A 21,948-nucleotide genomic window follows, 5' to 3' on the forward strand; every position below is an offset into this window, starting at 1 on the left:
CGAGCACCGGGGGGTGCGCGCAGGCGTACGAGACCACCCCCGGCCGGGTGACGCCTCTGCCGCCCGGGAATCTCGCTAGGGGGAACCTTGCGCAGACAAGTCAACAGAGCATGCGCGGCCACGATCGCCACGGCGACCGCGGTGGCGCTCGCGGCGGGCATGGCCGGCCCCGCGTCGGCGAGCGGGGAGAAGGGCACGGCCGCCGGCCCGTCCGCGAGCGCGGCCGCGCTCAAGGGGAAGCACCGGGTCACCCTCATCACCGGTGACCGGGTCGCACTGGACGCCAAGGGCCGCGTCGTGGGCCTGGAGCCGGCCGAGGGCCGGGAGCACATACCCGTCCAGATCCGTCGCGCCGACGGCCGCACGCTGGTCGTCCCGGCCGACGCCGCCCGGCTGGTCGCGACCGGCCAGCTGGACCAACGCCTCTTCGACGTCACCGAGTTGAACAAGGCGGCGACCCGCACCGCGCACCGCGGCGGTCTGAAGGTCATCGTCGGCTACCGGGGCGCCGCGAAGACCGCCAAGGCCGACGTCCGCGACGCGGGCACGGTCCGCCGGGCGCTGTCGTCCCTGAACGCGGACGCGGTCCAGACGCCGCACGAGGCCACCGCCGAGCTGTGGGACGCCGTCACCGACGGCGACCGCACCGCCTCCGGTGTCGCCCGCGTCTGGCTGGACGGCGTCCGCAAGGCGTCCCTGGACACCTCGGTCGGACAGATCGGCACCCCGAAGGCGTGGGAGGCCGGCTACGACGGCAAGGGCGTCAAGATCGCCGTCCTCGACACCGGTGTGGACGCGACCCACCCGGACCTCAAGGGCCAGGTGACCGCAGCCAAGAACTTCACCTCCGCGCCCGGCACCGGCGACGTGGTCGGCCACGGCACCCACGTCGCGTCCATCGCGGCCGGCACGGGCGCCCAGTCCAAGGGCACGTACAAGGGCGTCGCGCCCGGCGCGAAGATCCTCAACGGCAAGGTCCTCGACGACTCCGGCTTCGGCGACGACTCCGGGATCCTCGCCGGCATGGAGTGGGCGGCCGCCCAGGGCGCCGACATCGTCAACATGAGCCTCGGCGGCATGGACACCCCGGAGACCGACCCGCTGGAGGCGGCGGTCGACAAGCTGTCCGCCGAGAAGGGCATCCTCTTCGCCATCGCGGCGGGCAACGAGGGCCCGCAGTCGATCGGTTCGCCGGGCAGCGCGGACTCCGCCCTCACCGTCGGCGCCGTCGACGACAAGGACAAGCTCGCCGAGTTCTCGTCCACCGGCCCGCGCCTCGGCGACGGCGCCGTCAAGCCGGACCTCACCGCCCCCGGCGTGGACATCACGGCCGCCTCGGCGAAGGGCAACGACATCGCCAAGGAGGTCGGCGAGAAGCCGGCCGGCTACATGACCATCTCCGGCACCTCGATGGCCACCCCGCACGTCGCGGGCGCCGCCGCGCTGCTCAAGCAGCAGCACCCGGAGTGGACGTACGCGGAGCTGAAGGGCGCGCTGACCGCCTCCACCAAGGACGGCAGGTACACCCCGTTCGAGCAGGGCTCGGGCCGCGTCCAGGTGGACAAGGCGATTGCGCAGACCGTGATCGCGGAGCCGGTGTCGCTGAGCTTCGGCGTGCAGCAGTGGCCGCACGCCGACGACAAGCCGGTCACCAAGAAGCTCACCTACCGCAACCTCGGCACCGAGGACGTCACGCTGAAGCTGACGTCGACCGCGACCGGCCCGAGGGGCAAGGCCGCCCCGGCCGGCTTCTTCACCCTCGGCGCCTCCACCCTGACCGTCCCGGCGAACGGCACGGCTTCCGTGGATGTCACCGCCGACACCCGCCTCGGCGGCACGGTCGACGGCACGTACTCGGCGTACGTGGTCGCCACCGGTGCCGGCCAGAGCGTGCGCACCGCCGCCGCGGTGGAGCGCGAGGTCGAGTCCTACACCGTCACGCTGAAGGTCCTCGACCGCTCCGGCAAGGCCACCGCCAACTACACGACGTACCTGTCGGGCCTCAGCGGCCTCGGCAAGGACCGGTCGTTCGCGCCGTACGAGGCCGACGGCACCGTCAGCGTGCGCGTGCCCAAGGGCGGTTACGTCCTGGACGCCAGCGTGTTCGTGGGCGCCGACCCGGAGACGTGGCGGGGCGCCGACTGGCTCGCCCAGCCCAAGCTGGACGTCACCAGGAACACGACCGTGACGCTGGACGCCCGCAAGGCCAAGCCGGTCAAGGTCACCGTGCCCGGCAAGGCCGCCAAGGCGCAGTTCGCCGCGACCGACTTCACGATCGAGACGAACGACGGCGCGGTCTCCTACGGCTGGTGGCTGGACAGCTTCAGCGGCTTCCGCACCGCGCACCTCGGCCCGCAGATCACGAACGGCACGCTGAGCCAGCAGTGGAACGCCCACTACAGCAACGGCGCCAAGGCGCAGTACAGCGCCGTCAGCGGCGGCAAGGTGAAGAAGGTCGCCACCGGTTACACCCGTGCCTTCAAGGCCAAGGAGTTCGCCACCGTCCAGGTCGGCATGGGCGCCGCGGCGAGCGGCAAGAAGGGCGCCGTCAGCGCGTTCGGCTGGCTGCCCGGCGGCTCGGGCGCGTCCGGTTTCTCGCAGGAGCAGAAGCTGCCCAGCACCCGCACGCTGTACCTGTCCACGGTCAACGGCGTGACGTGGGACCTCGACTTCGAGCAGCTCGGCGGGGTCGACGAGGAAGGCTGGCCCGTCTACGAAGCCGGTTACAACATCGGTGCCGGCAGGACCTACAAGGGCGGCAAGACTTACAAGGAGACCGTGAACACGGCCGTCTTCGGCCCGCGTCTCACCTCGTCCTACGGTGTCTTCCGCGACGGCAACGCCATCTACGGCCTGATCCCGCTGTTCTCCGACGGCAAGGGCCACGTGGGCTCCTCCGACCACTCCTCGGCCGTCACGACCCTCTACCGCAACGGCAAGAAGGTCGGCTCCCACAACGACCCGCTGTCCGGCGAGGAGAGCTTCACCGTCCCGTCCGGTGACGCCGCCTACCGGCTGACCACCTCGGTCAGGCGGAGCGCCAAGGTCGCCGCCACGTCCACCCGCATCGACGCGAGCTGGACCTTCCGCTCCAAGAAGACGTCGGCCGAGAAGCAGCTGCCCGTCTCCTCGGCCCGGTTCGCCGCGGTCACGGGGCTGGACAGCAAGGTCCCGGCCGGCAAGAAGGCCACCTTCCCGGTCGTCGTGGAGGGCGCCGCCCAGGGCAAGAACCTCAAGTCCCTCGCGGTGTACGTCTCCTACAACGGCGGCAAGACCTGGCAGAAGACCAAGGTCACGAAGGGCAAGGTCACCGTCAAGAACCCCGCGAAGGGCAAGGCGGTCTCCCTCCGCGCCAAGATCACCGACAAGAAGGGCAACGCGTCCCTGATCACGATCCACAACGCCTACTACGGCAAGTAGTCCGGCGCCGGTGACGGCCCGTCGGAGGCACACGCCTCCGACGGGCCGTTCCCGTTCCCGCTGCCGGATCCGTCCCGCCGCTCAGGCGGCCGGCGTCCGGGGCCCGTCCGCCGGCGCGTCCGCGTTCCAGCTGCCCAGCAGGCGAAGCGCCTCGGCCGAGGGCGACCCGGCCTCCGCGAAGTACGTCACCAGCGACTGCTCGGCCTCGCCGGCCGGGCCGAGCGACTCCCACAGCAGCGTCAGTTCACCGACCAGCGGGTGCCGCAGCCGCTTCACGCCGTGGCTCTTCTCCTTGACGTCGTGCCGTGCCCACAGCGTGCGGAACTCCTCGCTCTTCACGGACAGTTCGCCCACCAGGGCGGACAGCGCGGGGTCGTCCGGGTGCCGTCCCGCGTCCATGCGCAGATAGGCGACCATGTCACAGGCCTTCTGCTCCCACTCCACGAACAGCTCGCGCTGCGCGGGGTCGAGGAAGACCATCCGCGCCCAGTTGCGCTCCTGCGGCGGCAGCGCGCCCCAGTCGCCGAAGACCGCCGTCGCCATCCGGTTCCAGGCGAGGATCTCCGAGCGCCGGCCCACCACGTACGCCGGGACCGTCTCCATCGCGTCCAGCAGCTGCCGCAGTGCGGGGCGGGCCTGACGGCTGCGGGGCTCCGCGCGCTTGCGGCGCCTGCCCGGCCGGGCGAGATGCGTCAGATGCGCGTGCTCGGCGTCGCTCAGCCGCAGCGCGCGGGCGATCGCGTCCAGGACCTCCGTCGACACGTTGCGTCCGTTGCCCTGCTCCAGGCGTGTGTAGTACGCCACGGACACCCCGGCGAGCTGCGCCAGCTCCTCCCGGCGCAGACCGGGCACCCTGCGGTGCCGTCCGAGGTCCGGAAGTCCCACGTCCCGCGGCTTCAGCCGGGCCCGCCGCGTGCGCAGGAACTCGCTCAGCTCGGCACGCGGGTCCAGGCCGCCCCGCATGCCGGCCGGGTCGTCCGTGTGCTCGTCCATATGTCCATGGTGCCCGTTCGTACGCACCATGTGCCTGTCCCCGCCAGTGGTAGGCACAGCGAGCGTAGGCAACCAGGAAGTCTGGGTACGCGCCGCCCGTTGTCGCAGGCTGGACCCCGTGCGGGCCCGGGAGGAACGATTCCGGGCGCACGACCCCCTCAGGAGGAGAAACTTCGTATGACCACTGTCGCCGCGTACGCCGCGCCCGCTGCCAAGGCACCGCTGGAGCGCACCACCATCGAGCGGCGGGCCGTCCGCGAGCACGACGTGCTGATCGACATCAAGTTCGCCGGGATCTGCCACTCGGACATCCACCAGGTCCGTGAGGGCTGGGGCGAGGCGATCTTCCCGATGGTCCCCGGCCACGAGATAGCGGGCGTCGTCTCCGAGGTCGGCCCCGGCGTGACCCGGTTCAAGGTCGGCGACCGGGTGGGCGTGGGCTGCATGGTCGACTCCTGCCGCGAGTGCGAGATGTGCCGGGCGGGCAAGGAGCAGTACTGCCTGAACGGCCAGACCCCGACCTACAACGGCATCGGCCGGGACGGCGAGCCCACCTACGGCGGCTACTCCGAGAAGGTCGTCGTCGACGAGAACTTCGTCGTGCGCATCCCCGACGGGATCGCCCTCGACGTCGCCGCGCCGCTGCTGTGCGCGGGCATCACCCTGTACTCCCCGCTGAAGCGCTTCGGCGCGGGCCCCGGCCGCAAGGTCGCGGTCGTCGGCATGGGCGGCCTGGGCCACATGGGCGTGAAGATCGCGCACGCGATGGGCGCCGAGGTGACGGTGCTGTCGCAGTCCCTGCGGAAGAAGGACGACGGGCTGCGGCTCGGCGCCGACCACTACTACGCCACCAGCGACCCGAAGACCTTCGAGGAGCTGCGCGGCTCCTTCGACCTGATCGTGTCGACGGTGTCGGCGCCGCTGGACTTCGCCGCGTACCTGTCGCTGCTCAAGCCCGAGGGCACCCTGGCGAACGTGGGCGCCCCCGAGGACCCGATCTCCCTGAACCTGTTCTCGCTGATCGGCGGCGGCCGGTCGCTGGCCGGCTCCATGATCGGCGGCATCGCCGAGACGCAGGAGACGCTGGACTTCTGCGCCGAGCACGGCATCGGCGCGGAGATCGAACTGATCGCCGCGTCCGAGATCAACGAGGCCTACGAGCGCGTCGAGAACAGCGACGTCCGCTACCGCTTCGTGATCGACACGGCCACGATCTGAGTCCGCGCACCGGGCCGTCGCGGCCGTGCCGCCGCGACGGCCCGGTGCGGGACGGACTACCGCGCCGTGGCCCGGGAAGGTGGCACGGTGACGAACAGCCCGCCAACCGGCCTTACCCGGCCGCAGCCGTCGCAGGAGGCCCCGGTGCAGGAAGGACCCGCCGCGCCCGAGGACGCGCCCGCCCCTCCCGACGCGGAGGAACCGGAGGAGGAGGGCCTGTCCCTGGACGCCCTGCCGCCCGCCTGGACCGCCTGAGCCGCCCGGCCCTCCTCCGGGAAGCGCCGTGCCCCCGGGCGTCAGGCGTCCGTGTACTCCACGTACAGGGGGCTCGCGACCAGCAGGCCGGGCAGCTTCGCGGCGGCGAAGCCCGTGGTGACGCGCGCGTAGCCGCGCATCGTCGCCGCGGTCTCCGGGTGGGTCTGGGCGTCGATGCGGGCCAGGAGGGCGTGGAGGGCGCCGACCAGCGAGGGACGGCGGCCGTCCGGGCCGGCGCCGAGGTCGTCGGACAGGGCGGCGAGCAGTGCGCCGGGCGCACTGGCGTCGGAGCCCAGCAGATTCCGCACGAGCGTGCCGGACCGGCGGGTCTCGTCGGTGACGCGGGCCGGCGGGCCCGCGATCAGATGGTCCACCGAGCCGTGCAGCAGCAGCCGCACCGAGCGGTCCGGATCCGGGGCGTCGGCGAAGAACACCATCGTCGGGTCGGCGCCGTCCAGGACGAAGTAGTTGAGCGGCGCCTCGAAGGCGATCCACTGCCCCGGCCGCACCCCCTCCTCGGTGTACCAGCGCGCCGACTCCTCGACCCGGCGCACCACCCGCAGCAGATGCCTGCCCCACAGGTCGGACGCGGGGCCGGGCGACGGGTCCACCTCCACTCCGCCGAACGGCGTGGAGACGCTGACCCGCTGCCGGGGCCACGCGGACCGCAGTCCGGGCAGAAACTGCGAGAGTTTCCGGTCGGACAGGTAGATGACTTCCTGCACTACTGCTCCGTTCTTCACACGTCCCCGTTCTTCACACGTCCCCGTTCTTCACACGTCACCGCTCGTCACACGTCACCGCTCGTCACACGTCCTGGAGACCGAGGAACTCGAACGCCGCCGGCGGCAGCAGTTCCGAGGGCCGGTACAGCCCGTCCGGGCCCGGCTCCATGTCCCCCACGATGCGGTCCAGCAGCTCGTCGAGGCCGGGACGCCCGTCCGGGTCCGGCCGCAGACAGGGCGCGACGACGTCCACGAAGGCGTCCGGCACCCCGCTCAGGTCGGGCGCCTCCGTCTGCATGCGGAGCATGGTGCGCACCGGGTCGCTGCCCGGGTACGGGCTGTGCCCGGTCGCGGCGAACACCAGCACCGCGCCCAGCGCGTACACGTCGCTCGCGGACGTCACCTTCCGGGCGTCCAGCGCCTGCTCGGGAGACATGAAGGCCGGCGTCCCCAGCGTGGTGTGCGCGACGGTCAGCTTGCTGGCCGCGGCGGCCGCCGCCAGGGCGAGCCCGAAGTCGATCACGCGCAGGCCGTCCACGCCGACCAGCACGTTGGACGGCTTCAGGTCGCGGTGGACGATGTCCGCCGCGTGCACCGAGCGCAGCGCCTCCACGAGTTGCGCGGCCACCCAGCGCAGCGCCGGCAGCGGCAGCGGCCCGCACGCGTCCACGAGGTCCTTCAGGGACGGTGCCGACACGTACGCCGTGGCCAGCCAGGGGATGTCCCCGGCGGTGTCCGCGTCCACGACGGGTGGTGCGTAGAAACCGTTCACGCCCCGCGCGGCGACCACCTCATGCCGGAAACGCCTGCGGAACTCCAGGTCGTCGGCCAGCTCCTCCTTGACGACCTTGACGGCGAGCAGCCTCCCGGCCGGGGTCCGCCCGAGGAACACCCGGCCCATCGACCCGCTGCCGATCCGCCGCAGCACCGTGTACGGCCCGACCCGGCGCGGGTCTAAGGGCTGCAGCGGCTTCCAGCGGGACGTGGGGTCCCACTCGTGGTGCGTCGGCCGCAGCACCGAACCGGCGGGCGGCGCCGCGGGCGACGGCACCCGGGGCAGGGACGCGGCCGTCTCCTGCACGACACCCAGGGCGTCGATCAGCTCCCGGACCACCGGCGCCTCGACGGTGGCCGACGCCGACCGTACGAAGTGGCCCAGCTCGGTCATCTTGTCCAGGACGACCTTGCTGTCGACCCCGACCTTCTTGGCCAGCTCGTGGACCCGTTCGTTCGCCACACCCGACTCCTCCACCGGAGGCCCGTCCTGGCCTCGCAGGGGTCAAGAATATGGGTGCGGACGGGTCAAAATACGGACAAACACCGGGGCGTCGCGCGGGTGTTGACGTCAGTGCGGCAACGTGGCCGGGCTGCCGCCGTTCGCCTCGTAGCCGGCGACCGCCAGGGCGCGGTACACCGCGAACTCGGCGGCCGGGTCCGGGGAGAGCGTCCACGGCAGGGCGCCGACATGCCCGTCGACGTGTATGAGCTGGTTCATCGCCTCCGCCCAGCGCTCGGCGCGCACCAGGAAGAAGATCAGCATGTGCCGCACGTGCGCGAGCATCGGGTCGTCCGGGCGGGCCGAGTGCGCCGCGTGCAGCGCGCCGTGGATCGCCTTGGAGACGACCTCGGTCTGGTAGAACCCGCTGACCAGGTTCACCTCGGGGAGGTGCTCGAACACCGCGAACAGCGGCATCGCGGCCAGCAGCGACCCCTCGGGCGCCCGCGCCGCCGCGGCCTCCGCGAAGTCGTACGCCTGCTGCCGCGAGCCGTGCCACTTCTCGCACCAGTAGTGCAGCGCGGCCAGGTGCGCGCCCATGTGCGCCGGGGCGCGGTCCAGGATCCTCAGCCAGACCTGCTCGAACTCCGGCCGGGAGTAACCGAGTCCGCGTGCCACGGACAGCTCCACGATGTACGGCACCGGGTCGCCGGGGGCCAGCAGCGCGGCCTCGCCGCACGCCGCCTTCGCCTCCTCCATGATGATCCGGAACTCGTCCGAGCCGGGCGCGGCCGTGCGCCACGCCTGCTGCACCAGGAACTCCGCGTGCACCGCGGCGCCGCCCGCGTCCTTGGGCATCTCGGAGCGCCACACCCGCAGCCACTGGCCGCCCGGCGCCTCGGAGACCCCGCCGGGCCGCTGCGCCAGCTCGAGGGACGCGGCGCCCGCGAACGCCTGCACCCGCTGCCAGCGCTGCTCGCCGTCCGCGGGCGTGCCCGCCAGCAGCTGCTGTGCCGCGCGGTAGTCCTGGGTGCGCTGGACCACGTCGAGGACGTCCAGCAGGTCCTGGTCGGGGCCGGGCATGCGGATGTCCAGCTCCTCCTGGCGCGCGAAGCCGTAGTTCGCCGGGTCCGCCGCGTCCGGGTGGCCGGCCGGGACGAGACCCACGGCGCCGCGCCGGCGCCGCAGGAACGGCAGCAGCACGAAGCCGATCATGAGGAGGGCGATCAGGACCCACAGAATCTCCATGTCACAAGCGAACCAGACCGCGCGGCCGAATGGCCAACCCGTGGCCCGTACCTGTGGAAAAACCCCGCCGCCCGCCCGAAAAGGCCCCTTCGCCCCGCCCGGACCGGCCGCGGACGTCATCACACCGTTCCGCGCACTACCCTCGGGCGCATGAGCGACAGGCACATCAGTCAGCACTTCGAGACGCTCGCGATCCACGCGGGCAACACCGCCGACCCCCTGACGGGCGCGGTCGTCCCGCCGATCTACCAGGTGTCCACCTACAAGCAGGACGGCGTCGGCGGCCTGCGCGGCGGTTACGAGTACAGCCGCAGCGCCAACCCGACCAGGACCGCGCTGGAGGAGAACCTGGCCGCCCTCGAGGGCGGCCGCCGCGGGCTCGCGTTCGCGTCCGGACTGGCGGCCGAGGACTGCCTGTTGCGCACGCTGCTCGCGCCCGGCGACCACGTGGTCATCCCGAACGACGCCTACGGCGGCACGTTCCGCCTGTTCGCGAAGGTCGTGGCGCGCTGGGGCGTGGAATGGTCGGTGGCCGACACCTCCGACCCGGCGGCGGTGCGGGCCGCGATCACCCCGAAGACCAAGGTCATCTGGGTGGAGACCCCCTCCAACCCGCTGCTCGGCATCACCGACATCGCCGCCGTCGCCCAGGTGGCACGGGACGCCGGCGCCCGGCTGGTCGTCGACAACACCTTCGCCACGCCGTACCTCCAGCAGCCGCTGGCGCTCGGCGCGGACGTCGTCGTGCACTCCCTGACCAAGTACATGGGCGGCCACTCCGACGTCGTCGGCGGCGCCCTGGTCACCGCCGACGCGGAACTGGGCGAGGAGCTGGCGTTCCACCAGAACGCGATGGGCGCGGTCGCCGGGCCCTTCGACTCGTGGCTGGTGCTGCGCGGCACCAAGACGCTGTCGGTGCGCATGGACCGCCACAGCGAGAACGCGACCCGCGTCGCCGACATGCTCACCCGCCACCCCCGCGTGACGAGCGTGCTGTACCCGGGCCTGCCCGACCACCCCGGCCACGAGGTCGCCGCCAAGCAGATGCGGTCCTTCGGCGGGATGATCTCCTTCCGCGTCGAAGGCGGCGAGCAGGCGGCCGTCGAGGTCTGCGACCGCGCGAAGGTGTTCACCCTGGGCGAGTCCCTGGGCGGCGTCGAGTCGCTGATCGAGCACCCGGGCCGGATGACGCACGCGTCGGTGGCCGGCTCGCAGCTGGAGGTGCCGGCCGACCTGGTGCGCCTGTCCGTCGGCATCGAGAACGTCGACGACCTGCTCGAGGACCTTCAGCAGGCCCTCGGCCGCTAGAACGCCGCCGGAAGCCGGGAAAGGGCCCGGTCACCAGCCGGTGAGGGGTGGGGTCGTGTCGGACGGCGGCTCCACCCAGGGCCGGGCGGTCAGCGCCCACACGGTGAACGCCACGGCCGCCGCGCACAGCAGCAGCCACAGCACGCGCCGGGCGTAGGTGCGGCGCCGGAGCATACGGGCGCCGCGCCGCACCGCCTCCGCCGCGAGGTCGGGCGGCAGCACCGGCGGGCCCGCCACCATCAGCCTCCGCACCCGCTCCTCACGGTCCGAACGGTTCACCGGCCGTCCGCCTCCCCGGTCATGACGGCACCGTGCCCGCGCGACGGCCCAGCGAGGGGGCAGGCCCGGGCTCGGGACGCAGCACGAGGGCCATCGCACGGTTCTGCACGGCCCGGACGCGCTCCGCCGGCAGGCCCAGCAGGGCCGCCGTCTGGTCCTCGCCGATGCCCTCGTGCAGCCGCATCACGAGGATCAGCCGCTCCTGCGGGCTCAGCCCGGCCAGCGGGCCGCCGGGCGCCGGCCGGAAGGGGAGCCGCGCGCCGTACCGCAGGGTGCCGAGCGCGAACCTGATCATCAGATAGCGCCGGGTGTGGTCGTACGGGTCCTCGCCGTGCAGCCGGTCCCAGCAGGCGTACGTACGGGCCAGGGCGAGGGCGAGCAGGCGCTGGGCGCGCGGGTTGGCGCCCGGGGGCTCGGCGGTCAGCAGGGTCGCGGTGTGCAGCAGGCGTCCGCCCGCGCCCGCCACGTACGCCCGGAACTCCTGGGCGCGACGGACGTCGTCGCACGCATGCCGTGGTCGCACCCGTACCTCCCGAAGCCCCCGCGGAGGGCCGCCCCGCGCCGTGCGGCGGACGGAGCCCTCTCCACATATCAGGCCAGGGCACGCTCCCGGGTCAAGAGGCGCGCACGGAGCGGAGGCGCGGCCGGGTCAGGAGTCGCCGCGGTCGTGCCCGGCCATCCGGGCGGACAGCGCGCCGTTGAACCGGGTGAGCAGCGCGCAGAACGCCTCCCGCTCCTCCGGCGCCCAGTCCTCGGTCAGCTCGGCCATCAACTGCCGCCGGGAGTCGCGTACTTCCTCCAGGCGGGCCTGGCCGCGCGGGGAGAGCTGGAGCACGACGGCGCGGCCGTCGTCGGGATGCGAGGTCCGCGTGACCAGGCCGGTGTCCACGAGCGGCGCCACCTGGCGGGTGACGGTCGAGGAGTCGATCCCCATGCTCGCGGCCAGGGCCTTGACGCCCATCGGGCCTTCCTTGTCGAGCCGGTTGAGCAGCAGGTAGGCGGCGCGGTCCATGGAGTTGCGCACCTGGCCGACCCCGCCGAGCCGGGTCTGTTCGGCACGGCGGGCGAAGAGCGCCACCTCGTGCTGCAGAGTGTCGAGAAGACCGGTGTCGCCGACCGCGGTCAGATCGGGCGTCATGTCCATCGACATTTCAGGTGTAGTGGGCATGGCGGGGGGCTCACTTCGTGATGGGCTGCTGATGGGACGACAGGGTACGCGGCCGGGGCGCGGACCGTACCGGGGCTGTGCAAAGCGGTCGTCCGCGGGTTGGTCACACCGGGGCCGTCCCTGTGGAAACTGCGATGCTGGAGACATGAGCTACAGCACGGCCGACCGGCTGCGCAGCGTCACCCTCGACGACGTGCGCGGCGCTCACAAGATGCTCTCCGGCGTGGCCCGCGCGACCGCGATGGAGGGCAGCCGGCACCTGTCGTCGCAGGTGGGCGCGCCGGTGCTGCTGAAGTGCGAGAACCTCCAGCGCACCGGCTCCTTCAAGCTCCGCGGCGCGTACGTGCGGATCGCCGGGCTGCTCCCCGAGGAGCGGGCCGCGGGGGTCGTGGCGGCGAGCGCGGGCAACCACGCGCAGGGTGTGGCGTTGGCCTCGTCGCTGCTCGGTGTGCGCTCGACGGTGTTCATGCCGAAGGGCGCCCCGCTGCCGAAGATCAGCGCGACCCGGGAGTACGGCGCCGAGGTGCGCCTGCACGGGCAGGTGGTGGACGAGTCGCTGGCCGCGGCGCAGGAGTACGCGCGCGAGACGGGCGCGGTGTTCATCCACCCCTTCGACCACCCGGACGTCATCGCCGGTCAGGGCACGGTGGGTCTGGAGATCCTGGAGCAGTGCCCCGAGGTGCGGACGGTCGTCGTCGGGGTCGGCGGGGGAGGGCTGGCGGCCGGGATCGCGGTCGCGGTGAAGGCGCTGCGGCCGGACGTGCGGATCGTCGGCGTGCAGGCGGAGGGCGCGGCGGCCTACCCGCCGTCGCTGGCCGCCGGGCGCCCGGTGTCGCTGAGCCACCCGGTGACGATGGCCGACGGGATCAAGGTGGGGCGGCCTGGCGACGTGCCGTTCGCACTGGTCGGCGAGCTGGTCGACGAGGTGTGCACGGTCACCGAGGACGAGCTGTCGGCCGCGCTGCTGCTGTGTCTGGAGCGGGCCAAGCTGGTCGTCGAGCCGGCCGGGGCGAGCCCGGTCGCGGCGCTGCTGAGCCGGCCGGAGGCCTTCGAGGGGCCGGTGGTCGCGGTGCTGTCCGGCGGGAACGTGGACCCGGTGCTCATGGAGCGGGTGCTGCGGCACGGCATGGCGGCGCAGGGCCGCTACCTGGCCGTACGGCTGCGGCTGACCGACCGTCCTGGCGCCCTGGCCTCGCTTCTGGGGGCGTTGTCAGTGGTCGACGCTAACGTCCTCGACGTGGGCCACGTGCGGACGAACCCGCGCCTCGGACTCACGGAGGCGGAGGTCGAGCTGCACCTGGAGACCAAGGGACCGGCGCACTGCGCCGAGGTTCAGCAGGCCCTGCGCGACGCGGGTTACACGGTCATGGGCTGACGCCGCACGAGGCTTCACCCCTTCGGGTAATCCCATGGAGATACGCGATACATCGCGTTATGGTGTGTGCTCTGTCACGGTGTGCCCGTCGGCGATCCCCGGCTTCCTCGCGGGGCGGCGCCCGGCACGCGGAGGCACACGAACCTAGGCTTTTCCGAAGAATCACGATGACGTGGAGATTCATATGCCAGGTGCCATCCAAGCCGAAGGTCTGGTGAAGACCTTCGGAGACGTCAAGGCACTGGACGGCGTCGACCTCGAGGTCCCGGAGGGGACCGTCCTGGGTCTGCTCGGGCCGAACGGCGCGGGCAAGACCACCACCGTCCGCTGCCTCACCACGCTTCTGCGTCCCGACCGCGGCAGGGCCGTCGTCGCCGGGATCGACGTACTGAAGCACCCCGACGCCGTGCGCCGCTCGATCGGCCTGTCCGGTCAGTTCGCCGCCGTCGACGAGTACCTCACCGGCCGGGAGAACCTCCAGATGGTCGGCCAGCTCTACCAGATGAGGGCCAAGGCCGCCCGGGCCCGCGCGGACGAACTGCTGGAGCAGTTCCACCTGGCGGACGCGGCCGACCGCACGGCCAAGACCTACTCCGGCGGCATGCGCCGCCGCCTCGACCTGGCCGCCGCCCTGGTCGTCCACCCGCCCGTGATGTTCATGGACGAGCCGACGACCGGACTCGATCCGCGCAACCGCCAGCAGCTCTGGGACGTGATCAAGGACCTCGTCTCCGGCGGCACCACGCTGCTGCTGACCACGCAGTACCTGGAGGAGGCCGACCACCTGGCGCACGACATCGCGGTCGTCGACCAGGGCAAGGTCATCGCCCAGGGCACCTCCGACCAGCTCAAGGCCCGCACCGGCGGCGAGCGCGTCGAGGTCGTGGTGCACGACCGCGAGCACATCCGCACCGCGGCCGCCCTCCTCGACAAGTACAGCCTGCGCGGCACCGGCCAGGGCGACACCACGGTCGAGGAGCACATGCGCAAGATCACCACGCCGGTCTCCGGCGGGGCCAAGCTGCTCGCCGAGATCATCCGCGAGCTCGACGCCGACGGCATCGAGATCGACGACATCGGCCTGCGCCGCCCCACCCTCGACGACGTGTTCCTCTCCCTCACCGGCCATGTCGCCGAGTCCGCTCAGTCCGACGACGAGGAGGCCGCGAAGTGAGTGCCGTCACCGAATCCGTGCGGGTCGCGTCCCCCGGGAACGCGTTCGGCCGCTCCGTCCGCGACTCGCTGGTCGTCGCCAAGCGCAACCTGATCCGCATGGTCCGCATCCCCGAGGTGGTCATCTTCGGGCTGATCCAGCCGATCATGTTCGTGGTGCTGTTCTCGTACGTGTTCGGCGGCTCGCTGGACATCGGCGGCTCCACCAGCCCGCAGGTCTACCGCGAGTTCCTGATGGCCGGCATCTTCGCCCAGACCGTCACCTTCGCCACGGCGGGGGCCGGCGCGGGCATCGCCGAGGACATGCACAAGGGGCTCATCGACCGCTTCCGCTCCCTGCCGATGGCGCGCGGCGCGGTGCTCACCGGCCGCACCCTCGCCGACATGGTGCAGACGGCGCTCACCCTGCTCGTGCTCGCCGTCGTCGCCCTGCTGGTCGGCTGGCGCACGCACACCAGCTTCGGCGAGGTGCTCGGCGCGTTCGGCCTGCTGCTGCTCACCGGGTACGCGTTCACCTGGATCGGCGCGGTCATCGGCCTGTCGGTGCGTACGCCCGAGGCGGCGACCTCCGGCGGACTGGTCTGGCTCTTCCCGGTCACGTTCGTGTCGAACGCGTTCGTGGACTCCAGCAACATGACGCCCTGGCTGCGGCACATCGCGGACTGGAACCCGTTCAGCGCCACCGTCCAGGCCTGCCGCGAGCTGTTCGGCAACCCGGGCGTCTCCACCTCGGACGCCTGGCCGATGCAACACCCGGTGTGGGCGTCGGTGATCTACTCGGTGCTGATCATCGCGATCTTCCGCACCCTGGCCGTGCGCAAGTACCGCTCGGCGGCGGCATGACGGAGCCCCCGGCGCCGCTGGGGCGCCGGGGGCCCGTGGAGACTCGCGCGCGGCGGGTCAGCCGCTGTACGGCACGGCCTTGAGGATCTTCACCGAGGCCTTCTTGCCGTTCGGCAGTTCGTACTCCGCCTCGTCGCCGACCTTGTGGCCCATCACGCCGGACCCCAGCGGGGACTGCGGGGAGTAGGTCTCGATGTCGGAGCTCGCGTACTCGCGGGAGGCGAGCAGGAAGGTCAGGGTGTCGTCCTCGTCACCGTCGAAGGCGATCGTGACGACCATGCCGGGCGCCACCTCGCCGTCCGTCGCCGGGGGCGTGCCCACCTTGGCGTTCTCGAGGAGCTGGGTGAGCTGGCGCACACGGAGCTCCTGCTTGCCCTGCTCCTCCTTGGCCGCGTGGTACCCGCCGTTCTCACGCAGGTCGCCCTCCTCACGCGCGGCGGCGATCTTGGCGGCGATCTCCGTGCGCGCGGGACCAGTAAGGTACTCAAGCTCGTCCTTGAGCTTGTTGTACGCCTCCTGGGTCAGCCAGGTGACGTTCTCGCTGGTCTGGGTCACAGGTGCTCCTCGTAGGTACTGGGAATACAAAGCATCGCCCTACCCGGAAGGATGGTCCCCCAGGGACGGGCGAAACCACGAGCCTAACAATTCAGTGCCCGCAGGGGGAGGACATAAGCCACTGTTCTCCCGCCGGCGCAGGTCAGTGGCCGGGTATTCCCCGCCCGGTCATTCGGCGTGACAGCCGACGAGCTCCGCACTGGTGCCGGGGGAGGTGGTGCGCAGCGTGACCACCTGGTCGATGCGGGTGGCGTCGCCGTCGAAGCGGAAGTCGGCCCGGCCGACCTCGGCGCCGTCCGAGGACTGCGAGCGCACGGTGCAGTAGCCGACGACACCGGCGTCCTTGTGCACCTCCAGGTGCACCTTCACCGCGTCCTGGCCGGTCTCGAAGCGGATCAGCTCGGCGCTGATCTCGTTCTGCGCGACGTAGTGGTAGCCGAACCAGCCGATCAGGGCGGTGAACAGGACGGCGAACACACCGCCGACGACCTTGAGGGTGCGGTCGGCACGCTGGTCCGAGGAGCGGCCGTAGCGGCCCTCGGGCAGCCGCGTGCTCGACGTACTCATGATCGTCTCCTCGGAAGGAAGGGACCGGCGTCCCCGGTCCGTCCCCGGGAGCGGCGCTCCGGAATTTTTCGCCCCCCGGTTCCGTCACTATAGAAGCCTGCGACTGCGCCGCCGCACACAGGGCGCCCAACGACTTGAGGATTGAGTCTTGACCGACAAGCTGCGACTGATGGCCGTGCACGCCCACCCCGACGACGAGTCGAGCAAGGGCGCGGCCACCATGGCGAAGTACGTGTCCGAGGGGGTGGACGTGCTGGTGGTGACCTGCACGGGCGGGGAGCGCGGCTCCATCCTCAACCCGAAGCTCCAGGGGGACCCGTACATCGAGGAGCACATCCACGAGGTGCGCAAGAAGGAGATGGACGAGGCCCGCGAGATCCTCGGCGTGAAGCAGGAGTGGCTGGGCTTCGTCGACTCGGGCCTGCCCGAGGGCGACCCGCTGCCGCCGCTGCCGGAGGGCTGCTTCGCCCTGGAGGACGTCGACAAGGCGGCGGGCGAGCTGGTGCGCAAGATCCGCTCCTTCCGGCCGCAGGTGATCACCACCTACGACGAGAACGGCGGCTACCCGCACCCCGACCACATCATGACCCACAAGATCACGATGGTGGCGTTCGAGGGCGCGGCGGACACCGCGAAGTACCCGGAGGACGAGTTCGGCCCGGCGTACCAGCCGCTGAAGGTGTACTACAACCAGGGCTTCAACCGGCCCCGCACCGAGGCGCTGCACAACGCGATGCTGGAGCGCGGGCTGGAGTCGCCGTACGGGGACTGGCTGAAGCGGTGGGACGAGTTCGAGCGCAAGGAGCGCACGCTCACCACGCACGTGCCGTGCGCCGACTTCTTCGAGATCCGGGACAAGGCGCTGATCGCGCACGCCACGCAGATCGACCCCGACGGGGGCTGGTTCCGGGTGCCGCTGGACCTCCAGAAGGAGGTCTGGCCGACGGAGGAGTACGAGCTCGCGAAGTCGCTCGTGGACACCTCCCTCCCCGAGGACGACCTCTTCGCGGGCATCCGGGACAATGGCTGACATGAGCGCAAGCGCAAGCCTGGCAATGACCCACCTGGTCCCCCTCGCCAAGGAGTTCGACGAGGACAAGGTCACCCCCGGTGTCCTCGGCTTCATCGTCTTCGCGGTGATGGCCCTGGCGGTCTGGGGCCTGATGAAGTCGATGAACCGGCACATGGGCCGCGTGAACTTCGCGCAGCCGGACGACAAGGCCGCGGGCGCCGCCGCGTCCGACGCGGACAAGTCCACGGCCTGACACCAGGCCGCGCATGACGGCACCCGGCGACCCGCCGGGTGCCGCAGCCGTGCGCCCGCGGGCGGTTCCGACGGCGGCCCGGGCGATGCCCGGCGCTGCGACGGCCCGTTCCCGTCCGCCTCGCGCGACCACGCCCCCCTGGCCGATCAGGCAAACGGTGCCCCTGCCCGGAAGCGGTGCACCACCATGGGGGAGTGATCTCGACGAACGGCAGTGAGCGCGCGGCGGGCATCAGCCTGTCCAAGGTGCAGGAGAAGGCGCCCGACCTGGTCAGCCTGTACAAGTCGGCCGGTGCCGGCGTGCGCCGGCACGGGCTGGAGGGCGTGCGGGCCGCGGTGTATCTCGTGCTGGACCGCTCCGGGTCGATGCGGCCCTACTACCGGGACGGCACCATGCAGCACCTGGCCGAGCAGGTTCTGTCGCTGTCGGCCCACTTCGACGACGACGGCGTCGTGCCCGTGGTGTTCTTCTCCACCGACGTCGACGGCTCCGCCGAGCTGACGCTCGGCGGGCACCGCGGCCGGATCGACAAGCTGCACGAGAACCTCGGTCACATGGGACGCACCAACTACCACTGGGCCATGGACGAGGTCGTCGACCACTACCTGGCATCCGGCAGCCAGGACCCCGCCCTGGTCGTCTTCCAGACCGACGGCGGCCCCACCAGCAAGTCCGCCGCCGAGCGCTACCTGTGCAAGGCCGCACACCTTCCTCTGTTCTGGCAGTTCATCGGCTTCGGCGACCCCGACGACAACGAGTTCGCGTTCCTGCGCAAGCTGGACACCCTCGCCGTCCCGGCCCGTCGCATCGTCGACAACGCGGGCTTCTTCCACGCCGGCCGCACGCCGAGAGCCGTCCCGGACGACGACCTCTTCGACCAGCTCCTGCAGGAGTTCCCCGACTGGCTGGCCGCCGCCCGCACCGCCGGCATCACGCGGTGAGACCCCCAGGGTCGGCCCCCGCGTTGACTCTCACGCCTCCAGCGTCACAGCCACCCCCATCACCTCCCGGGCGTGGCGGGTGGGGACCAGGCCCAGGTTCCAGGGCTGCCAGCCCGTGTCGAGGCTGACGCCCCGCTCCAGGAGGAGCTGGTAGGCGTCGACGCAGTCGGTGAGCTTCGGGTCGCGGGCCGGGTGGGGCGCGGCGGCCAGTTCCGTGAGTTCCTGCTGGGCCACCGCCGTACCGACCTCCGTGCCGCCCGGCGCCGCGTACGGCAGGAGCGTGCAGCGCAGGAAGCGCGCCCAGTCCTCGCCGCGCCGGTCGCCGTACGAGGCGAACAGCGCGACCGCCTCGTCGCACAGCGCCAGCGCCTGCTGGGTGCGCGCGTTGCCCGCGTCGACGACCGCCAGCTCCAGGCACGTCCACGCCTCGCCGTGCGCCACCCCGATCCGCTGGAAGTCGGCGCGCGCGTCCACCAGCAGCTGCCGGGCGAAGCCGGAGTTGCGCAGCGAGCCCGTCTGCGCCGCCCGCTGGTCGCGGGTGACCCGCGCCGAGTGGTGCCGGGCGCAGGCCAGGCCGTAGACGTCCCGCATGCGGGAGAACATCGTGCGGGCGCGTTCCAGCTCGCGCACCGCCCGGTCCAGGTCGCCGCTCTCCTCCAGGGCCTGCCCCAGGTAGTACAGGGTCCACGCCTCGCCGCGCGCGTCCTCGTTGTCCCGGTGCCGGGCGGCGGCCCGGCGCAGCTCCTCCACCGCGGGGCCCGCGTCCCCGTCGACCAGCCGGGCCCGCGCCAGCTCGGTCAGCGCCCACGCCTCGCCGCGCGCGTCCCGGGTGCGGCCGTACAGGTCGAGGGCGGTGCGCAGCTCGCCCTCCGCGCGCTCCACGTCCCCGCGCCGCAGATGCAGCTGCCCGAGCTGGAAGTGCGCCCACGCCTGCCCGTGCAGGGACTCGCCCGCACGGTGCAGCACCAGCGACTCGGTGAGCAGCGCCAGCGCCTCGGCCAGCCGGGCCCGGTCCCGCTCCACCGCGGCCAGCGCGTGCATCGTCCAGGCCCGGTCGGCGGCCAGCGCGTCGGACGCCTGGAGGTCCAGCGCCTCCCGCAGCCGCTCCGACGCCTCCGTCAGGTTGCCCTGGTGGTGCAGCGTGATGCCGAGCGAGGTCAGCGCCCGCGCCTGACCCGCCTCGTGCTGTGCCTCCCGGTACAGGTCCACCACCGACGTCAGCGTGGTCCGCGCCGTGTCCAGCTCGCCGAGCTGACGCGCCGCGATACCGGTGCGCCACTGCACCGAGCGGACCAGCAGCCCCTCGTCGACGGCCTGCGCCAGCTCGTTGATCTCGCCCAGCCGGTAGAGGTCGCCGCGCAGCAGGCAGTAGTCGCACAGCGCGCCCAGCAGGTTCAGCACCGCCCCCCGGTCGACGCCCTCGGCGTGCCGCAGCGCGGCGGTGATGAAGCTGGACTCGTCGTCCAGCCAGCGCAGCGCCTCGTCCAGCGAGGTGAAGCCGTACGGGCCGAACCGGTCGGAGCGGGTCGACATGTTGCCGTCGACCAGCCGCAGCACCGAGTCGGCGAGCTCGGCGTAGTTGACGATCAGCCGCTCCTGAGCGGCGGCGCGCTCGTCGGGGTCCTCCTCGTCGAGGAGGCGGGCGTACGCGAACGCCCGCACCAGGGCGTGCAGCCGGTACCGGCTGTGCCGGACCCGGTCGATCAGCCCGGCCCGGTGCAGCGCCTCCAGGTTCCGGGTGGCCTCCGCCTCGTCGGTGGACAGCAGCGCCGCCGCGGCGGCCGCGCCCAGCGAGGCGCGCCCGGCCAGCGCCAGCCGCCGCAGCAGCCGCCGTACGGTGTCCGGCTGGTCGGTGTAGCGCAGCCACAGGGCCCGCTCGACCGGCTCGACGGGACCGTAGGCGCCGAGGTCGGTGGCGAGGGCGAGCGTGGAACGCGGACCGAGGGCGGCGCCGGCCAGCCGCAGCGCCAGCGGCAGGCCCCCGCACAGCTCCCGCACCCGCTCCGCGGACTCGGCGTCGTACGGCCCGGAGGCGTCCTGCGCGGCGGCGGTCAGCAGCTCCTCCGCGCCCGCCGCGTCCAGCGGTTCCACCGGCAGCCGGTGCACCTGGGCGGGCAGGTCCTCGGGCAGCCCGAGCGGGGAGCGCGAGGTGACGAGCACCAGGCTGTCGGAGCGCTCCGGGAGGAGCGTGCGCACCTGCTGCGGGTCGGAGGCGTCGTCGAGGACGATCGTGACGGGCGTGCCGGTCAGATGCTGGTGGTACAGCTCGCTCAGCCGCTTGACCTGCTGGTCCGGGGAGGTCCGCTCGCGGAACAGCAGCTGCTCGCGGGGTGCGCCGAGCCGGTTCAGCAGATGCAGCAGCGCGTCCCGTGTGGACAGCGGGGGCTCGCCGGAGCCGTCACCGCGCAGGTCGACCACGCAGGCCCCGCGGAAGTAGTCCTTCAGCTCGTGCGCGGCCCGCACCGCAAGCGTCGTGCGGCCGCTGCCGGGCTCCCCGTGCAGCACCACCACCGTCGGCCGGGTCTCCGTGCTCGCGCGGGCCGACTGCACCCACTGCCGGATCCGCGCCATCTCCTGCCGCCGCCCCGCGAACGGGCCGTGCGGCTCCGGGAGCTGCCCGAACGACTGCTCCAGGACGCTTCTCCCCCGGGCCGCCGCACTCTTGTCGGTGCCGCGCAGCCGCGGCCCGGTCCGCTTGGGCGCCGTGGACGCGGCGAGGACCCGCTGCTGGTCGAGGAAGGGCCGGATGCCCCGCACCTCCAGCGCGGTCAGCCACTGCAGCCGCAGCTGCTCCACCCCGCCCGGCTGGCCCGCCGCGCCGGCGTGGTGGTGGGCGGCGGGCAGGTGCGTCCCGGCGACCTTCACCACGGTCGCCGCCGCCCCGGCCACGCCGACGGCCACCCCCGCGCCCAGCGCGGTCCCGGTGTCCGTGCCGAACGCCAGGTCGGCGACCACCGCCGCGACGCCCGCCACCCCGGCCACCAGTAACGGCGTCCCGCCGCCCTCGCGCGCGTACCGCTGCCGGAACGACAGCCGGCCCGCCTCCGCCGCGTCCAGGGCTCGGGTGTACGCCTCGTACTCCTCGGCCGCCGTGCGAGCCATCGCGTCCAGCGCCCCCCGCGCCCGTGACAGCAGCACCTTTCCGTCGGTACGCCCGCCCGACCGGCGCACCTCCTCCTCCACGGCCCGCGCCAACAGCCGTTCGGCGTCGGCCCGATGACCGTCTCTCATGTCCCGTCCCCCTCCGGCGGCGATCGTGTCGCTACGAGTGTCCTGCGGACACGCCCGCCGCGCGAGGGTGCGACGATCAACGGCCGCCCCGTCACGATCCCTTCACACGGCGGCGCACCCTGGGGGCGCACGACGGGCCGCGTCCCCTCCCGTCCCGCGCCGGGCGGG

General features: G+C 72.5%; 19 protein-coding genes. 9 read left to right on the forward strand and 10 right to left on the reverse strand.

What is annotated here, in order from left to right; all coding sequences use genetic code 11:
• The first annotated feature begins 159 nt into the window (after nt 1-159).
• Entirely contained in the window at nt 160-3,420 is a 3,261-nt protein-coding gene (locus tag ACQZOG_RS18885) for a S8 family peptidase (RefSeq protein ID WP_430741887.1), read from the forward strand.
• An 81-nt stretch (nt 3,421-3,501) separates the two neighbouring features.
• Here the strand turns inward: ACQZOG_RS18885 and ACQZOG_RS18890 are convergent, their stop codons facing one another.
• The gene (locus ACQZOG_RS18890; RefSeq protein ID WP_093546956.1) at nt 3,502-4,413 is read right to left on the reverse strand and encodes a helix-turn-helix domain-containing protein; all 912 of its coding nucleotides are present in this window, start codon (nt 4,411-4,413) and stop codon (nt 3,502-3,504) included.
• 177 nt (nt 4,414-4,590) lie between these two features.
• On the opposite strand from ACQZOG_RS18890, the gene ACQZOG_RS18895 reads away from it, so the two are divergent.
• Nucleotides 4,591-5,631, forward strand: a complete 1,041-nt coding sequence (locus tag ACQZOG_RS18895) for an NAD(P)-dependent alcohol dehydrogenase (RefSeq protein WP_058916858.1) — start codon at nt 4,591-4,593, stop codon at nt 5,629-5,631.
• Between the two features lie 296 nt (nt 5,632-5,927).
• On the opposite strand, the gene ACQZOG_RS18900 is transcribed toward ACQZOG_RS18895, so the two are convergent.
• The 3 genes from ACQZOG_RS18900 to ACQZOG_RS18910 all read right to left on the reverse strand — a co-directional run bounded on the left by ACQZOG_RS18900 (nt 5,928) and on the right by ACQZOG_RS18910 (nt 9,075).
• Entirely contained in the window at nt 5,928-6,611 is a 684-nt protein-coding gene (locus tag ACQZOG_RS18900; RefSeq protein ID WP_261675545.1) for a DUF1830 domain-containing protein, read from the reverse strand.
• 82 nt (nt 6,612-6,693) lie between these two features.
• Nucleotides 6,694-7,848 carry a translation initiation factor IF-2 N-terminal domain-containing protein gene (locus ACQZOG_RS18905; protein WP_430741671.1) on the reverse strand — a complete coding sequence of 385 codons (1,155 nt, stop codon included), beginning with the start codon at nt 7,846-7,848 and terminating at the stop codon, nt 6,694-6,696.
• A 108-nt stretch (nt 7,849-7,956) separates the two neighbouring features.
• On the reverse strand, nt 7,957-9,075 hold the full coding sequence (locus ACQZOG_RS18910; RefSeq protein ID WP_033272263.1) for a hypothetical protein: 1,119 nt from the start codon (nt 9,073-9,075) through the stop codon (nt 7,957-7,959).
• A gap of 150 nt (nt 9,076-9,225) precedes the next feature.
• Between ACQZOG_RS18910 and ACQZOG_RS18915 the strand changes: the two genes are divergently transcribed.
• Nucleotides 9,226-10,383, forward strand: a complete 1,158-nt coding sequence (locus ACQZOG_RS18915) for a cystathionine gamma-synthase (protein WP_033272262.1) — start codon at nt 9,226-9,228, stop codon at nt 10,381-10,383.
• Nucleotides 10,384-10,413: 30 nt separating this feature from the next.
• On the opposite strand, the gene ACQZOG_RS18920 is transcribed toward ACQZOG_RS18915, so the two are convergent.
• The 3 genes from ACQZOG_RS18920 to ACQZOG_RS18930 all read right to left on the reverse strand — a co-directional run bounded on the left by ACQZOG_RS18920 (nt 10,414) and on the right by ACQZOG_RS18930 (nt 11,830).
• On the reverse strand, nt 10,414-10,662 hold the full coding sequence (locus tag ACQZOG_RS18920; RefSeq protein WP_033272261.1) for a hypothetical protein: 249 nt from the start codon (nt 10,660-10,662) through the stop codon (nt 10,414-10,416).
• Nucleotides 10,663-10,681: 19 nt separating this feature from the next.
• Nucleotides 10,682-11,185: a sigma factor-like helix-turn-helix DNA-binding protein gene (locus ACQZOG_RS18925; RefSeq protein WP_033272260.1), complete on the reverse strand. Its 504-nt coding sequence runs from the start codon at nt 11,183-11,185 to the stop codon at nt 10,682-10,684.
• A 126-nt stretch (nt 11,186-11,311) separates the two neighbouring features.
• Complete coding sequence (locus ACQZOG_RS18930; RefSeq protein WP_203550215.1) at nt 11,312-11,830, reverse strand: MarR family winged helix-turn-helix transcriptional regulator; 519 nt, start codon at nt 11,828-11,830, stop codon at nt 11,312-11,314.
• A gap of 145 nt (nt 11,831-11,975) precedes the next feature.
• Here ACQZOG_RS18930 and ilvA point away from each other — a divergent pair, with 145 nt between their 5' ends.
• From ilvA to ACQZOG_RS18945, 3 genes are all read left to right on the forward strand, one after another.
• Nucleotides 11,976-13,205 (forward strand): threonine ammonia-lyase, encoded by a 1,230-nt coding sequence (ilvA, locus tag ACQZOG_RS18935; protein WP_193455631.1) that lies wholly within the window; start codon nt 11,976-11,978, stop codon nt 13,203-13,205.
• 184 nt (nt 13,206-13,389) lie between these two features.
• A complete protein-coding gene (locus ACQZOG_RS18940) occupies nt 13,390-14,379 on the forward strand; it encodes a daunorubicin resistance protein DrrA family ABC transporter ATP-binding protein (protein WP_033272258.1) in 990 nt (329 codons plus the stop codon).
• Nucleotides 14,376-15,221, forward strand: coding sequence for an ABC transporter permease (locus tag ACQZOG_RS18945; RefSeq protein ID WP_033272257.1), 846 nt, complete (start codon nt 14,376-14,378; stop codon nt 15,219-15,221). Before ACQZOG_RS18940 ends, ACQZOG_RS18945 begins: the two co-directional genes overlap by 4 nt.
• 57 nt (nt 15,222-15,278) lie before the next feature.
• Here ACQZOG_RS18945 and greA read toward each other — a convergent pair whose 3' ends face one another.
• Both greA and ACQZOG_RS18955 read right to left on the reverse strand, forming a co-directional pair.
• A complete protein-coding gene (gene greA / locus ACQZOG_RS18950) occupies nt 15,279-15,776 on the reverse strand; it encodes a transcription elongation factor GreA (RefSeq protein WP_033272256.1) in 498 nt (165 codons plus the stop codon).
• A 168-nt stretch (nt 15,777-15,944) separates the two neighbouring features.
• Nucleotides 15,945-16,343 carry a DUF4307 domain-containing protein gene (locus ACQZOG_RS18955; RefSeq protein WP_203550213.1) on the reverse strand — a complete coding sequence of 133 codons (399 nt, stop codon included), beginning with the start codon at nt 16,341-16,343 and terminating at the stop codon, nt 15,945-15,947.
• 148 nt (nt 16,344-16,491) lie between these two features.
• Between ACQZOG_RS18955 and mca the strand changes: the two genes are divergently transcribed.
• The 3 genes from mca (at nt 16,492) to ACQZOG_RS18970 (ending at nt 18,549) form a co-directional block, all read left to right on the forward strand.
• Complete coding sequence (gene mca / locus ACQZOG_RS18960) at nt 16,492-17,373, forward strand: mycothiol conjugate amidase Mca (RefSeq protein WP_033272254.1); 882 nt, start codon at nt 16,492-16,494, stop codon at nt 17,371-17,373.
• Complete coding sequence (locus tag ACQZOG_RS18965) at nt 17,366-17,608, forward strand: hypothetical protein (protein WP_063833239.1); 243 nt, start codon at nt 17,366-17,368, stop codon at nt 17,606-17,608. Before mca ends, ACQZOG_RS18965 begins: the two co-directional genes overlap by 8 nt.
• Before the next feature lie 194 nt (nt 17,609-17,802).
• Nucleotides 17,803-18,549, forward strand: a complete 747-nt coding sequence (locus ACQZOG_RS18970) for a vWA domain-containing protein (protein WP_193455632.1) — start codon at nt 17,803-17,805, stop codon at nt 18,547-18,549.
• A gap of 30 nt (nt 18,550-18,579) precedes the next feature.
• Here the strand turns inward: ACQZOG_RS18970 and ACQZOG_RS18975 are convergent, their stop codons facing one another.
• Complete coding sequence (locus ACQZOG_RS18975; protein ID WP_430741672.1) at nt 18,580-21,780, reverse strand: tetratricopeptide repeat protein; 3,201 nt, start codon at nt 21,778-21,780, stop codon at nt 18,580-18,582.
• Nucleotides 21,781-21,948 lie beyond the last annotated feature (168 nt).

Source organism: Streptomyces sp. P13-3-3 (assembly GCF_050571355.1).
Classification (GTDB): Bacteria; Actinomycetota; Actinomycetes; order Streptomycetales; family Streptomycetaceae; genus Streptomyces; species Streptomyces althioticus.